16 protein-coding genes are annotated in these 13,898 nt (G+C 35.0%); 1 reads left to right on the forward strand and 15 read right to left on the reverse strand.

All coding sequences use genetic code 11. The features are described 5' to 3' along the window. Positions 1 to 37: 37 nt before the first annotated feature. Complete coding sequence (locus ES676_RS08860) at positions 38 to 1,207, forward strand: M28 family peptidase (RefSeq protein ID WP_148369968.1); 1,170 nt, start codon at positions 38 to 40, stop codon at positions 1,205 to 1,207. Here ES676_RS08860 and ES676_RS08865 read toward each other — a convergent pair. The 15 genes from ES676_RS08865 to rpmD form a co-directional block, all read right to left on the reverse strand. Further along, on the reverse strand, positions 1,204 to 2,118 hold the full coding sequence (locus ES676_RS08865; RefSeq protein WP_148369969.1) for a dimethylarginine dimethylaminohydrolase family protein: 915 nt from the start codon (positions 2,116 to 2,118) through the stop codon (positions 1,204 to 1,206). The genes ES676_RS08860 and ES676_RS08865 overlap by 4 nt on opposite strands. 67 nt (positions 2,119 to 2,185) lie before the next feature. Then, on the reverse strand, positions 2,186 to 3,472 hold the full coding sequence (locus ES676_RS08870) for a citrate synthase (RefSeq protein ID WP_148369970.1): 1,287 nt from the start codon (positions 3,470 to 3,472) through the stop codon (positions 2,186 to 2,188). 180 nt (positions 3,473 to 3,652) lie between these two features. Then, complete coding sequence (locus tag ES676_RS08875; RefSeq protein ID WP_148369971.1) at positions 3,653 to 5,521, reverse strand: T9SS type A sorting domain-containing protein; 1,869 nt, start codon at positions 5,519 to 5,521, stop codon at positions 3,653 to 3,655. A gap of 280 nt (positions 5,522 to 5,801) precedes the next feature. Continuing rightward, the gene (gene eno / locus ES676_RS08880) at positions 5,802 to 7,094 is read right to left on the reverse strand and encodes a phosphopyruvate hydratase (protein WP_148369972.1); all 1,293 of its coding nucleotides are present in this window, start codon (positions 7,092 to 7,094) and stop codon (positions 5,802 to 5,804) included. 143 nt (positions 7,095 to 7,237) lie between these two features. Further along, complete coding sequence (gene carA, locus ES676_RS08885) at positions 7,238 to 8,341, reverse strand: glutamine-hydrolyzing carbamoyl-phosphate synthase small subunit (protein WP_148369973.1); 1,104 nt, start codon at positions 8,339 to 8,341, stop codon at positions 7,238 to 7,240. 86 nt (positions 8,342 to 8,427) lie between these two features. Further along, positions 8,428 to 8,901 (reverse strand): 50S ribosomal protein L17, encoded by a 474-nt coding sequence (gene rplQ, locus ES676_RS08890; protein WP_148369974.1) that lies wholly within the window; start codon positions 8,899 to 8,901, stop codon positions 8,428 to 8,430. 61 nt (positions 8,902 to 8,962) lie between these two features. Beyond that, positions 8,963 to 9,955 (reverse strand): DNA-directed RNA polymerase subunit alpha, encoded by a 993-nt coding sequence (locus tag ES676_RS08895; protein ID WP_148369975.1) that lies wholly within the window; start codon positions 9,953 to 9,955, stop codon positions 8,963 to 8,965. A gap of 21 nt (positions 9,956 to 9,976) precedes the next feature. After that, on the reverse strand, positions 9,977 to 10,582 hold the full coding sequence (rpsD, locus tag ES676_RS08900; protein ID WP_148369976.1) for a 30S ribosomal protein S4: 606 nt from the start codon (positions 10,580 to 10,582) through the stop codon (positions 9,977 to 9,979). A 174-nt stretch (positions 10,583 to 10,756) separates the two neighbouring features. Continuing rightward, a complete protein-coding gene (rpsK, locus tag ES676_RS08905) occupies positions 10,757 to 11,149 on the reverse strand; it encodes a 30S ribosomal protein S11 (protein ID WP_148369977.1) in 393 nt (130 codons plus the stop codon). An 8-nt stretch (positions 11,150 to 11,157) separates the two neighbouring features. Continuing rightward, a complete protein-coding gene (rpsM, locus tag ES676_RS08910; protein ID WP_148369978.1) occupies positions 11,158 to 11,532 on the reverse strand; it encodes a 30S ribosomal protein S13 in 375 nt (124 codons plus the stop codon). Positions 11,533 to 11,534: 2 nt separating this feature from the next. Beyond that, the gene (gene ykgO, locus ES676_RS08915; RefSeq protein ID WP_013305171.1) at positions 11,535 to 11,651 is read right to left on the reverse strand and encodes a type B 50S ribosomal protein L36; all 117 of its coding nucleotides are present in this window, start codon (positions 11,649 to 11,651) and stop codon (positions 11,535 to 11,537) included. A gap of 5 nt (positions 11,652 to 11,656) precedes the next feature. Continuing rightward, positions 11,657 to 11,872, reverse strand: coding sequence for a translation initiation factor IF-1 (gene infA, locus ES676_RS08920; RefSeq protein ID WP_028289261.1), 216 nt, complete (start codon positions 11,870 to 11,872; stop codon positions 11,657 to 11,659). A gap of 10 nt (positions 11,873 to 11,882) precedes the next feature. Continuing rightward, on the reverse strand, positions 11,883 to 13,235 hold the full coding sequence (gene secY / locus ES676_RS08925; RefSeq protein ID WP_148369979.1) for a preprotein translocase subunit SecY: 1,353 nt from the start codon (positions 13,233 to 13,235) through the stop codon (positions 11,883 to 11,885). 14 nt (positions 13,236 to 13,249) lie between these two features. Next, positions 13,250 to 13,702, reverse strand: coding sequence for a 50S ribosomal protein L15 (rplO, locus tag ES676_RS08930; protein ID WP_148369980.1), 453 nt, complete (start codon positions 13,700 to 13,702; stop codon positions 13,250 to 13,252). Between the two features lie 16 nt (positions 13,703 to 13,718). Beyond that, positions 13,719 to 13,898 carry a 50S ribosomal protein L30 gene (rpmD, locus tag ES676_RS08935; protein ID WP_148369981.1) on the reverse strand — a complete coding sequence of 60 codons (180 nt, stop codon included), beginning with the start codon at positions 13,896 to 13,898 and terminating at the stop codon, positions 13,719 to 13,721.

The following is a 13,898-nucleotide window of genomic DNA, read 5'->3' on the forward strand; positions in this document are numbered from 1 at the left end:
ATTAATATCTTCACCGTAATAAATCCTATTAGTTATAATGAATCGCGCTTTACTCCTATTTTATTTTTGTATTTTACTGTATACCACTAAGGCAATATCACAAACCTACAATCCGTTTTATGGCGATATTGTGAACACGGTTTCTGCCTCTAACATCGTAACAGACTTAACCACATTCGAAAATTTCGGCATTAAAACAAATGGATCTACCGCTATAAATAATGCCAAAAATTGGATTGTTTCGCGTTATCAATCTTTGGGTTATACGGACATTGTTGAGCAACCTTTCACTTATTCAGGTAATACAACAAATAATATTATCGTGACAAAAACGGGGAGTGTTTACCCTAACACCTTTATAATAATCGATGCGCATTACGACACCTTAAATGGTCCAGGAACTAACGATAATGGAAGTGGTACGGTTTTACTTTTAGAAATGGCCCGTCTTTTACACAATATAAATACCGAATATTCAATAAAATTTATTCATTTTAGTGGTGAAGAAGCAGGATTAATTGGCAGCAATTATTATGTAAACAATACCGCTATTCCGGAGAATTTAGATATTTCTTTAGTTTTTAATATCGATCAAGTGGGTGGCGTTAATGGCGCACTAAATGACACACTAATTTGCGAGTATGATGCTAGCAATCCTACAGAAAACAATGCAGAGTCCCTTACAAAAACAAATAGTCTTGCCAATTGTATAAGTTTATATTCTAATTTAAGCACCGAATTATCGTACGCTTACGGCTCTGATTATGTGCCTTTTGAAAATGCCGGGAAAGTAATTACTGGATTGTACGAAAAGAATGAAACGCCGTACTCGCATACTGCAAATGATGTATTAGCAAACATGGACCCTAATTATGTGTTTGAAGTTACCAAAGGAAGTCTAGGTGCTGCACTAGAGTTTGCTGTTGGAATAAGCACATTAAGTACTCAAGAAGTTCTCCCTAGCCAAAAAAAAAACATTAAAATCTACCCCAACCCTTCAAAAGGACTAGTAACCGTATCATCTAATTTTAAAAGCATGACTTATTATACGGTATTTATTTCTGATATTTTAGGTAAAAAGGTATACGAAAAAGCCCTTAATAAACAGACTCAAACCTTAGATTTAAGCCGCTTAAAAAAGGGCGTTTATATACTTACTTTTAAAAATAAAACCGAAGTAGTTTCAAAAAAGTTAATTCTAAATTAATCTCTAATTAAAGGCATTGTACTACAACGTAACAAGCCTTCTTGTTTCGCTATTTCGGCGTAAGGTACTTCTTCAACAGTAAATCCTTTCTCTCTTAACCACGTGTTTAAACGCGTAAAGTTTTGTTCTGAAATGATAACATCTTCAGAAATGGAGAAAATATTACTATTCATGTTATACATTTCATCTTTAGAAATAACAAAACAATTATCCTTTCCGAAGAAATCTAACAACCAATTAAACTCAGTTTCATCTCTAAATCCTTCTTTATGAAGTATCGCTTTATCTTTTCCAATAGGTTGGAAACAACAGTCTAAATGTAATGCATTATCGCGAGCTTGAGTTTGGGATTTCACTAAATCAAAACTTTTTACTTTTTTATTCGGAAAAGATTCGGCTATAAAATCGACTCCTGCTTTATTAGTTCTAGCTACGATATAATTGGAGTAATCTTCACCACGATAGGTTCCAATAAAGATATAATCATTCCATAACATAACATCACCACCTTCAATATGCGCTTCCTCTGGAGGACGAATAACCTTTTTAGGATCTATTTTATCTATTATGTGCTGTATAGCATCAAGTTCTTTTTCTCTTTCGGGTAAAATGTTTGCTTTTACCAAAACATCGTCGATTACAAAGGCAATATCTCTTGTAAAAATCTGGTTATAATCCTCAATTAATTCTGGTCTGTAGACTTTTACATCATACGTATTTAAAACAGCGGCCACGGCCTCCATTTCCGTGACCATATCTTTCTCTATAGGATATGTTCCCGCTTTAATATGCTCTAACGATTTTGGGTCGTAAGCATCCTCTATTTTGGGCGTTTCACCGCAACTTTTAGCCGTTCCTAAAATAACTGCTCTTAAACGAGAGGTTTCGTTTTTAACGTTTAGTTTCAACATAATTTAAGATATAAAAAAGCTCCATAAGAATTAATTATGAAGCTTTGTGTATTGTGTTTCTATATAATTAGCGATTATCGATAGCTTTAAAATCTCTGTGATTTTCACCGATATATACTTGTCTTGGTCTTCCAATTGGTTCTTTACGTAAACGCATTTCTCTCCATTGTGCAATCCATCCTGGTAAACGTCCTAATGCGAACATTACTGTAAACATTTCGGTTGGGATATCCATTGCTCTGTAAATAATTCCAGAGTAGAAATCGACGTTTGGATATAATTTACGTTTTACAAAGTAATCGTCTTGTAGCGCTTCTTTTTCTAAACCTTTAGCAACATCCAAAATAGGATCTTCCATTCCTAAATCTTCCAACAATTCATCAGCCGCTACTTTAATGATTTTTGCTCTTGGATCGAAGTTTTTATAAACTCTATGTCCGAAGCCCATTAAACGGAAAGGATCTTCTTTATCCTTCGCTTTCGCCATATATTTTTTAGTATCTCCACCATCTTCTTTAATCGCTTCTAGCATTTCTAAAACAGCTTGGTTTGCACCACCGTGAAGTGGGCCCCAAAGTGCAGAAATACCAGCAGATAATGAAGTGAACAACCCGGCGTGAGAAGATCCTACAATTCTAACCGTAGATGTAGAACAGTTTTGTTCGTGATCTGCATGTAAAATTAATAGTTTATCTAAAGCGTTTATTAAAACAGGGTTTTGCTTGTACTCTTCGTTAGGTTTCTTGAACATCATTTTAAGAACGTTTTCAACATAACCTAAAGAACGATCACCGTAATCTAATGGCAATCCTTTTTTCTTACGCATTGTCCAAGCTACTAACACAGGAAATTTTCCTAATATTTTTACAATAGCTCTATACATATCGTCTTCCGACTCTATATTTACAGACGATGGATTAAATGCGGTTAAAGCACTGGTTAGAGAAGCTAAAACGCCCATTGGATGCGCCGTTTTTGGAAACGCATCTATTATTTTTTTAATGTCGTCGTCTACAACAGACTCATCTTTAATGTCATTATGAAATTTCTCTAATTGCTCTTGCGTAGGTAATTCGCCAAAAATTAAAAGATAAGCGACTTCTAAGAAATCTGCTTTTTCTGCTAATTCCTCTATTGAGTATCCTCTGTATCGTAAAATACCCTCTTCTCCATTTAGAAAAGTAATCGCACTCTCACAAGCTCCTGTGTTTTTATAACCTGGATCTATTGTAGTAACACCTCCTGTTACTGCTCTTAGAGTTTTTATATCTATTGCGATTTCTTTTTCAGTTCCTTCTATTAAAGGAAATTCGTGCTTTTGGCCATTAATTTCTAACGTAGCAGTTTTTGACATATTTACTTTTTGTTTTACTTGTTTTTGCGGAATGCTAAATTACAAAAAACCACTCGGTTTAGGAAATGCATTAACAAAGGTTTTAACAATTATGATATCACTAAAATTTATAATAATATAATACGAATGCTATTTTAATAACATTCATTCAATAACACCGTTTATATATAAAATAAAAGTTTACTTTGTAATAATTATTTTCTTATCTATTACCGTGGAATGCGCCGTTATTCGTACAATATAAACACCACCTTCTAAAATCGAAGTACTAACCTTTAATTTTTGTTCTGAAATATTATAAGTCTGTTCAAAAACCATTCGCCCTCGAATATCGAATAATTGCACTTTTGGATTTTTTAAAATTTTAGTAAAAGATACATCGAATTGGCCGTTATTCGGGTTAGGATATACAGAAAATATAGACTTATCGAAAGTATTGATAGCTAAAGTATTTAATAATATTTCTATTTCTAGGCGCTCACTTTCACATTCGCCATCTGGCATTTTACTCACATAAAAAGTACCATCTGTTAGTGAGGTTGACATAGAAATAAAGTTTCCTCCCGTTAAGGTATCATACCATTGCAAATTGTCTCCATTAATAATAACGTCTGCAAATGTTGGATTTGTAGCACTTGAGAAAGACTGTGGAGAAGCTCCTGTTGGCAACGTTGAAATAGTATTTATCGTGAATGCAACAGTCGAACTATTCGCACAATTACCGTTGGTGGTGTAAGTAATGTTATAAGAATTGGTACCACTTGCTGAGACATCAACACTACCTGTAGTTCCATCAATCACTAATCCGGAAGGGGAACTTGTAAACGTTCCGCCAGCTAAACCTGTTACCGCCGGCACTGCATCTGAGTCTGAGTCTGATGTACAGAATGTTGACGCCGAATAACTAAAACTCGCATCATCTAAACTGTTTACCGTGAATGCAACAGTCAAATTATTCGCACAATTACCGTTGGTGGTGTAAGTAATGCTATAAGAATTGGTACCACTTGCTGAGACATCAACACTACCTGTAGTTGCATCAATCACTAATCCGGAAGGGGAACTTGTAAACGTTCCGCCAGCTAAACCTGTTACCGCCGGCACTGCATCTGAATCTGAGGTACAGAATGTTGATGCCGAATAACTGAAACTCGCATCATCTAAACTGTTTACCGTTAGTGACACCGTCGAACTATTTATACAATTACCGTTTGTTATATACGTAATGGAATACGTATTAGTAGTGCTTGATGACACATCAACGCTACCTGTAGTCGCATCAATAACTAATCCGGAAGGGGAACTTGTAAACGTTCCGCCAGCTAAGCCTGTTACCGTTGGCACTGGATCTGAGTCTGTTTCGCAGAATGCCGACGCGGCGTAACTAAAACTTGCATCGTCTGCACTATTTACCGCTAAAGAAACAGTTGCGCTGTTTACACAATCACCGGTGGTGGTGTAAGTAATGGCATATGTGTTGGGGGCACTTGCTGACACATCAACACTACCTGTATTAGCTTCAATTATTAGTCCTACAGGAGAACTTGTAAACGTTCCGCCAGCTAACCCGTTAATCGTTGGTGAAGGATCGTAAGCTGTATTACAGAATGTGGACCCTGAATAACTGAAACTCGCATCATCATCTGCTAATAATGTGACTAGAACCTCGAGTCTAGTATCACTTTCATCTCCACCCACTGTTTGGGTTGCAAAATAACTTGTATTATCCAATAAACTTGTTCCAAGAGGTAGTGTGTTTCCTAAAGAATTAGCATCGTACCATTGAATATTATTACCGTCTACAATAACATCACTAAGTGTGGGTAAGGCGGAAGAGCAAAAGGACTGATTAGCATCTCCCGTTGGCGCCAAAGCACTTATAGTAATCGCCGTTAGGGCAGAGGGCTGCACGTCCGAAATAGCACGTTTTTTGGATTCATTATTCTTTGCCAATTCTGATTTTTGCTGAACTTTCAGAATGTCATTATTTTGTGCGAAGAGCGGCATAACTATAACAGATAGTATTGCAAGAAGTAATTTTATTTTCATAGTAGATTTTTTAGGTTTAGGGGCGTTAATTAATTCTAAACTGAATAGGGGCTAGCTTAACAAAAATACTATTCTTTTCAAATAAGAGATGTGTTTTTCGTTATTTCTTCAGATTAAACGTATTGTTTTAACGATTAAAAGCGTTATAACGCAATAGAACTACGTTTAACGACTATTTATTCAATTCAACGATTACACTTCTCACTACAAAAAACGGACTAAACCACCTTGATAAAGGTCATTTAGTCCGTTTGTAGTTATATAAAAGGTAAACTTACATCTAGAAAGCCACTTTAAACGCTTTTTCTCTTGGGTAATACGCAATGCTACCTAATTCCTCTTCAATACGTAATAGCTGATTGTATTTAGCCATACGATCACTTCGCGACGCAGAACCTGTTTTTATTTGTCCGCAATTTAAGGCTACTGCTAAGTCAGCAATAGTATTATCTTCCGTTTCACCAGAGCGGTGAGACATAACAGAGGTATACCCTGCATTATGTGCCAAATTTACAGCCGCTATCGTTTCTGTTAGTGTTCCTATTTGGTTCACTTTAATTAAAATAGAATTGGCAATATTTTCAGTAATTCCTTTGGATAGTCTTTCAACATTAGTAACAAATAAATCGTCACCAACCAATTGCACTTTATCCCCAATTTTTTCTGTTAAGTATTTCCATCCTTCCCAATCGTTTTCATCCATTCCATCTTCAATAGAAAGGATCGGATATTTTGCTGCTAATTCAGCTAGATAATCCGCCTGCTCTGTACTCGTTCTAATTTTCCCAGACTCCCCTTCAAATTTAGTGTAATCGTATTTTCCGTTTACATAAAATTCTGCAGCAGCACAATCTAAAGCAATCATTACATCTTCACCTAAAGTATATCCTGCATTATTAACAGCGACCGCAATGGTGTCTAAAGCATCTTCAGTACCTTCTAATGTTGGTGCAAACCCACCTTCGTCGCCTACGGCAGTACTTAGATTACGGCCGTGTAACACCGCTTTTAAATGATGAAAAATTTCAGTTCCCATTTGTAAGCTATGTGAAAAGTTTTTCGCTTTTACCGGCATTACCATAAACTCCTGAAATGCAATTGGAGCATCACTATGTGAACCCCCATTTATAATATTCATCATAGGAACCGGTAATGTGTTAGCGCTAACTCCACCAACATATCTATACAATGGCATACCAAGTTCGGCAGCGGCAGCTTTAGCCACGGCTAAAGACACTCCTAATATGGCATTGGCACCTAACTTTGATTTATTAGGTGTACCATCGATTTCACACATTAAGGTATCTATATAGTTTTGTTCGAAAACATTTACGCCCAGAAGTTCTTCGGCTAAAATAGTATTAACGTTTTCTACAGCATTTAAAACACCTTTTCCCATAAAGTCTTTCCCGCCATCTCTAAGCTCCACTGCTTCGTGTTCTCCAGTAGATGCTCCAGAAGGCACTGCTGCTCTACCAAAGTATCCGTTTTCTGTTTCTACATCGACTTCTACTGTTGGGTTCCCTCTTGAATCAAAAATTTGTCTTGCGTGGACGTTAATTATAATACTCATAATATATGTTTAAGTTGGTCTTGTGTTCAAATTTACTGTTTAATTTCAAGCTAAAAATAGTTATTAGTAAAGAAATACAAAAAACTATCTCGCTTTTATTAAAGTAAAAAGGACAATGAAATTATATTCATTGTCCTTTACATTTATTTAGATTTTATGTTTTCTATAAATTGATCGAATAGATAATTAGCATCATTTGGCCCTGGACTAGCTTCCGGGTGGTATTGCACCGAGAATACATTTTTAGATTTCATTTTAATACCTGCAACAGTATTATCATTTAAATGAATGTGTGTAATCTCAATATCCGAATGTGCCTCGGCTTCTTCTCTGCTAATAGCGAAACCATGATTTTGAGAGGTGATTTCTCCCTTCCCTGTCACTAAATTTTTTACTGGGTGATTAATCCCGCGATGGCCATTATGCATTTTATAAGTAGTAATTCCATTGGCTAAAGCAATGATTTGATGCCCTAAACAAATTCCGAAAAGCGGTAAATTTCTACTGATTATTTCTTTTGCTAATTCTTGTGCTTCCATCAAAGGCTCTGGATCTCCAGGGCCGTTAGATAAGAAATAGCCATCAGGATTCCAGCTACTCATTTCTTCGAAAGAAGCATTGTAAGGATACACTTTTATATAGGCATCTCTTTTAGCAAAATTAATTAGAATGGATTTCTTTATACCGATATCTAACGCGGCTATTTTAATTGAAGCGTTTTCATCTCCTATAAAATAGGGTTCTTTAGTCGATACTTTTGAGGCTAATTCAAGACCATTCATATCTGGAGTATCGGCTAAAAGCGTCTTTAATCCTTCGATATTATCGACGTCTGTAGACATAACAGCATTCATTGCACCGTTATCTCTAATGTAGCTTACCAACGCTCTTGTATCGACATCTGAAATGGCTAACAAATTGTTTTCATTTAGGAAGTCTTCTAATGAGCCTGTTGCGATATCTCTTGAATAATCGTAACTAAAGTTTTTACAAATTAAACCAGCGATTTTTATAGAATCTGATTCTACATCGTTTTTAGTAACACCATAGTTACCAATATGTGCATTGGTAGTTACACATAGCTGACCGAAGTAAGACGGATCCGTAAAAATTTCTTGATATCCTGTCATGCCGGTATTAAAACATACTTCACCAACAGCGCTACCCTCTCTACCTACAGCTTTACCATGAAAAATAGTGCCATCTGCGAGTAAGACAATTGCTTTTTTAAGTTTTTGATATTTCATTGATTCCAAAAGTTTGACAAAATTGCATAAAAAAAAGGATAAACTAAAATAGTTTATCCTTTTATTTTAAATGCTTATTAACATTTTTATTCTTCTTCTTCGTTAGAAGCTTTAGAAGCCGTATCTGCAGCTGGTTGAGTTTTACCTCCTCTTCTACTTCTACGCGTCGTTTTCTTTTCAGCTTTACCAGCATTATAGATTTCGTTGTAATCAACTAATTCTACCATTGCCATATCAGCGTTATCTCCTAAACGATTTCCTAACTTAATAATACGTGTGTATCCACCTGGACGATCACCTACCTTAGCTGCTACATCTCTAAATAATTCTGTAACGGCCTCTTTTTGTCTTAATCTAGAAAAAACAATACGTCTGTTGTGTGTTGTATCTTCTTTAGATTTTGTGATCATAGGTTCAACAAATTGCTTTAAAGCTTTAGCTTTAGCTACAGTAGTATTAATACGTTTGTGTTGTATTAAAGAACAAGCCATATTTGCTAACATTGCTTTTCTATGCGCTGTTTGTCTCCCTAAGTGGTTTACTTTTTTTCCGTGTCTCATGACATTTAGTTTTAATCACCATCTTGCTACTACTCGTTATAGAGGAGCAAAATATGATGTTTTAATCTTTATCTAGTTTATATTTTGATAAGTCCATTCCGAAGTTTAAACCTTTAACATTTACTAGTTCTTCTAGTTCTGTTAATGATTTTTTACCAAAGTTACGGAACTTCATTAAATCATTTTTATTGAATGATACTAAGTCTCCTAAAGTATCTACTTCCGCAGCTTTTAAACAGTTTAGTGCACGTACAGATAAATCCATATCAACTAATTTTGTTTTAAGCAACTGTCTCATATGAAGCGATTCTTCATCGTAAGTTTCAGTTTGCGCTATTTCATCAGCTTCTAATGTTATTCTCTCATCTGAGAATAACATAAAGTGGTGAATTAACGTTTTGGCTGCTTCAGTTAAAGCATCTTGAGGCGATATAGATCCGTCTGATTGGATCTCGAAAACTAGTTTTTCGTAATCTGTCTTTTGTTCTACTCGGTAGTTCTCGATACTGTATTTTACGTTTTTTATAGGCGTATAAATCGAATCTGTAAAGATCGTTCCAATTGGCGCTGAAGCTTTCTTATTTTCTTCTGCAGGAACATAACCTCTACCTTTTTCGATAGTAAGTTCCATATTAAAATTAACTTTAGATTCTAAGTTACAAATAACTAAATCTGTATTTAATACTTGGAATCCTGAGATAAATTTCTGAAAGTCACCAGCTGTTATTTGATCTTGTCCTGAAATAGAAATTGAAACAGATTCGTTATCAACATCTTCAATTTGTCTTTTAAAACGTACTTGTTTTAAATTCAAAATCATTTCAGTCACATCTTCTACTACACCAGCAAGTGTTGAGAATTCGTGGTCTGCACCTTCGATTCTAACTGATGTAATTGCAAATCCTTCAAGAGAAGATAGTAAAACTCTTCTAAGAGCATTCCCTATTGTTAATCCGTAACCTGGTTCTAAAGGTCTAAATTCAAATTTACCTTCGAAGTCGGTAGAATCAATCATGATTACTTTATCGGGCTTCTGAAAATTAAATACTGCCATATTTGCGATTTCTATCAGTTATTATTTAGAGTATAATTCGACTATGAATTGCTCATTGATGTTTTCTGGGATTTGGATTCTAGCAGGAATAGAAACGTAAGTTCCTTGTTTCGTGTCGTTATTCCAAGTAATCCACTCGTATACGTTACTTGAGCTAGATAAAGATCTATCTATAGTGTCAAGTGATTTTGATTTTTCTCTAACCGCAACAACATCTCCACTTTTCAAGTTGTAAGATGGTACGTTTACTAACTCACCATTTACAGTAATGTGTCTGTGAGAAACTAACTGTCTTGCTGCGCTACGTGTAGGTGCAACACCCATTCTAAATACAACGTTGTCTAATCTAGACTCACATAATTGTAATAAAACTTCACCTGTAATTCCAGGAGATGCTGTAGCTTTTTTAAACATATTTCTGAATTGTTTTTCTAAAATACCGTAAGTATATTTAGCTTTTTGCTTTTCCATTAATTGGATTGCATATTCAGATTTTTTTCCACGTCTTCTTGCGTTACCGTGTTGACCTGGAGGGTAATTTCTTTTCTCGAAAGCTTTATCGTCTCCAAAAATAGCTTCGCCAAATTTACGTGCTATTTTAGTTTTAGGACCAGTATATCTTGCCATTTCTAATTGTTTTTTAAAGAGTGATTATGAATTAAGGTCTTAATCTTATCCTTCGATAATCGTTGTTCTCTTATTAATACTTGATTATTTTTATAATTTGCAAATTTAAACATAAAAAATTAATACCAACTATAAATTAATTATAATTGATATTAATTCATTTTTCTGAATAAATTATACTCTTCTACGTTTAGGAGGGCGACATCCATTGTGAGGTAAAGGCGTAACATCAATAATTTCTGTTACTTCAATTCCTGCATTATGGATAGAACGGATAGCAGATTCTCTACCGTTACCTGGTCCTTTTACATAAACTTTAACTTTTTTAAGTCCGGCTTCTTTAGCAACTCCAGATGCATCTTCTGCAGCTAATTGAGCTGCGTAAGGTGTGTTCTTTTTAGAACCTCTGAATCCCATTTTACCAGCAGATGACCATGATATAACGTCACCTTTCTTATTTGTTAAAGACACAATAATGTTGTTAAAAGAAGCAGTAATGTGAGCTTCCCCAACCGCGTCAATTATAACTTTACGTTTTTTTATGCTTTTAGTATTTGTCTTTGCCATACTACTTATTATTTAGTTGCTTTTTTCTTATTGGCAACTGTTTTTCTTCTACCTTTTCTAGTTCTAGAGTTGTTTTTAGTACGTTGCCCTCTCAATGGAAGACTCGCTCTATGACGTATACCTCTGTAACATCCAATATCCATTAATCGCTTAATGTTCATTTGAGTTTCAGAACGTAATTCACCTTCAATAGTAAAAGTTCCAACAGCTTCACGGATCGCTCCAATTTGCTCATCTGTCCAATCTTGTACTTTGATGTTCTCATCAACATTAGCCGTTGATAAAATCTCTTGAGCTCTACTTCCCCCTACACCATAGATGTAAGTTAATGAAATCACTCCTCTTTTCTGTTTTGGTATGTCTACACCTGCAATTCTTGCCATAATTACCCTTGTCTTTGTTTGAATCTAGGATTCTTTTTGTTAATGACGTAAAGTCTACCTTTTCTACGCACGATTTTACAATCTGCACTTCTTTTTTTAACTGATGCTCTTACTTTCATCGTAATTAGTATCTATAAGTTATGCGAGCCTTACTTAAATCGTAAGGGCTCATTTCTAATTTTACTTTATCACCTGGTAATAATTTAATATAATGCATACGCATTTTACCGGATATATGTGCAGTCACAATGTGACCATTTTCTAATTCAACACGAAACATAGCATTAGATAATGCTTCTATAATTGTTCCGTCTTGTTCTATTGCTGCTTGTTTTGCCATAGTATAATATTTAAGCTACTGCTTTTCTATTTTTACCAGTTTTCATCAAGCCATCATAGTGTCTATTTAACAAGTAAGAATTTACTTGTTGCATAGTGTCAATTGCAACTCCAACCAAAATTAATAATGATGTACCACCAAAAAATAGAGCCCATCCAGATTGTACGTTTAACAACTTAACTATAAACGCCGGGAACACAGCTATTAGTGCCAAGAATATAGAACCTGGTAAGGTGATTTGTGACATAATTTTATCAAGATATTCAGATGTTTCAGAACCCGGACGAATGCCTGGAATAAAACCTCCACTTCTTTTTAAATCGTCTGCCATTTTATTTGTTGGTACCGTAATTGCCGTATAAAAATAAGTAAAAACTATAATTAAGAAAGCAAATAAAATGTTGTACCATAGTCCAAATATGTCTGAGAAATTAGCTTGCATCCATTGTCCAGTTGCAGTCCCTTCTAAGAAAGACGAACTCCCAATTAAACCTGGAACAAACATAATCGCTTGAGCAAAAATAATGGGCATAACTCCTGAAGCATTCAGCTTTAAAGGTATAAATTGTCTTGCTCCACCAAACACGTTTTTCTCATAGCCTCCAGTTGCAGATCTTCTTGCATATTGAACAGCTATTTTTCTAACAGCCATTACTAACATTACACATCCTAAAATAATAGCCATCCAAATTACCAATTCAAAAAGAATCATCATTACGTTATTACCAGTCTCTATTCTAGATACTGCATTTTGTAAAAATGACTTAGGCATATTTGCAATAATACCTACCATAATTAATAATGAAATACCATTACCAATTCCTTTATCTGTAATTTTTTCTCCTAACCACATTGCGAATACACACCCTGTTACTAAGATAACTATAGAAGAGAAGTAGAACACCCCTCCTTGACCTAATAAGAAGGCCGATTCAGGGATACCAAACATAGTACTTAAACTCGCTAAATAACCTGGCGCTTGCACTAAACAAATTGCTATGGTTAACCATCGTGTAATTTGAGTAATTTTTTTCTGACCACTAGCCCCTTCTTTTTGTAGTTTTTGTAGATAAGGAATTGCTATTCCCATTAACTGTACTACAATTGAAGCGGATATATAAGGCATAATACCTAATGCAAATACAGAAGCATTAGCAAAAGCTCCCCCTGTAAACGCATTTAGTAACCCCATAATACCATTTTCGGTACCGCTCTGTAAGTTTTCCAACTGTGCGGCATCGATTCCCGGTAAAACGATTTGGGCTCCAAAACGGTAAACTAATAATAGACCTAGTGTAACTATGATTCTATTTCTTAGTTCTTCAATTTTCCAAACATTTTTTAAAGTCTCTATAAATTTCATACTCTAAATTGGTCTTATAAAGTTACAGCTTCTCCACCAGCAGCTTCAATTGCAGCTTTTGCTGAAGCAGTAAATTTATGAGCTGTTACATTAAGTTTTGATTTTAATTCGCCTCGTCCTAAAATTTTAACTAGTTCGTTTTTACCAACTAATCCTAAATCTACTAGCGTTCCAAAATCTAATGTACTTTCGATTTTTTTCTCATCAACTAATTTCTGTAAAGTATCTAAGTTAACACCTTGATAGTCTACTCTGTTGATATTTGTAAAGCCAAACTTAGGTACACGTCTTTGAAGTGGCATTTGCCCTCCTTCAAATCCAACTTTCTTAGAATAACCAGAACGAGATTTAGCTCCTTTGTGACCACGTGTTGCAGTACCACCTTTACCAGAACCTTGTCCTCTACCTATTCTTTTACCTTGAGTTTTAACTGAACCTTCTGCAGGTTTTAAATTACTTAAATCCATTTTTCAGTATTGTTTTTTAAGCTTCCTCAACAGAAACTAAGTGATTTACTTTTCTTACCATTCCTAGTATACTAGAAGTGTTATCGTGCTCTACAGTTTGCCCAATCTTTTTAAGACCTAAAGCTACTAAAGTTTGCTTCTGAGTTTTAGTACGATTGATTGCGCTTTTAACTTTTGTTACTTTTATTTTTGCCAT

Origin of the sequence: Bizionia saleffrena, assembly GCF_008086175.1 — a bacterium.
Lineage (GTDB): Bacteria > Bacteroidota > Bacteroidia > Flavobacteriales > Flavobacteriaceae > Bizionia > Bizionia saleffrena.

Bases quoted from the DNA above. Each gene is read 5' to 3' on its own strand.
- ykgO (WP_013305171.1), bottom strand. From the start codon at position 11,651: ATGAAAGTAAGAGCATCAGTTAAAAAAAGAAGTGCAGATTGTAAAATC.
- rplQ (WP_148369974.1), bottom strand. From the start codon at position 8,901: ATGAGACACGGAAAAAAAGTAAACCACTTAGGGAGACAAACAGCGCAT.
- ES676_RS08875 (WP_148369971.1), bottom strand. From the start codon at position 5,521: ATGAAAATAAAATTACTTCTTGCAATACTATCTGTTATAGTTATGCCG.
- ES676_RS08870 (WP_148369970.1), bottom strand. From the start codon at position 3,472: ATGTCAAAAACTGCTACGTTAGAAATTAATGGCCAAAAGCACGAATTT.
- ES676_RS08865 (WP_148369969.1), bottom strand. From the start codon at position 2,118: ATGTTGAAACTAAACGTTAAAAACGAAACCTCTCGTTTAAGAGCAGTT.
- rpsK (WP_148369977.1), bottom strand. From the start codon at position 11,149: ATGGCAAAGACAAATACTAAAAGCATAAAAAAACGTAAAGTTATAATT.
- carA (WP_148369973.1), bottom strand. From the start codon at position 8,341: ATGAAATATCAAAAACTTAAAAAAGCAATTGTCTTACTCGCAGATGGC.
- secY (WP_148369979.1), bottom strand. From the start codon at position 13,235: ATGAAATTTATAGAGACTTTAAAAAATGTTTGGAAAATTGAAGAACTA.
- ES676_RS08860 (WP_148369968.1), top strand. From the start codon at position 38: ATGAATCGCGCTTTACTCCTATTTTATTTTTGTATTTTACTGTATACC.
- infA (WP_028289261.1), bottom strand. From the start codon at position 11,872: ATGGCAAAACAAGCAGCAATAGAACAAGACGGAACAATTATAGAAGCA.
- rplO (WP_148369980.1), bottom strand. From the start codon at position 13,702: ATGGATTTAAGTAATTTAAAACCTGCAGAAGGTTCAGTTAAAACTCAA.
- eno (WP_148369972.1), bottom strand. From the start codon at position 7,094: ATGAGTATTATAATTAACGTCCACGCAAGACAAATTTTTGATTCAAGA.
- ES676_RS08895 (WP_148369975.1), bottom strand. From the start codon at position 9,955: ATGGCAGTATTTAATTTTCAGAAGCCCGATAAAGTAATCATGATTGAT.
- rpsD (WP_148369976.1), bottom strand. From the start codon at position 10,582: ATGGCAAGATATACTGGTCCTAAAACTAAAATAGCACGTAAATTTGGC.
- rpmD (WP_148369981.1), bottom strand. From the start codon at position 13,898: ATGGCAAAAATAAAAGTAACAAAAGTTAAAAGCGCAATCAATCGTACT.
- rpsM (WP_148369978.1), bottom strand. From the start codon at position 11,532: ATGGCAAGAATTGCAGGTGTAGACATACCAAAACAGAAAAGAGGAGTG.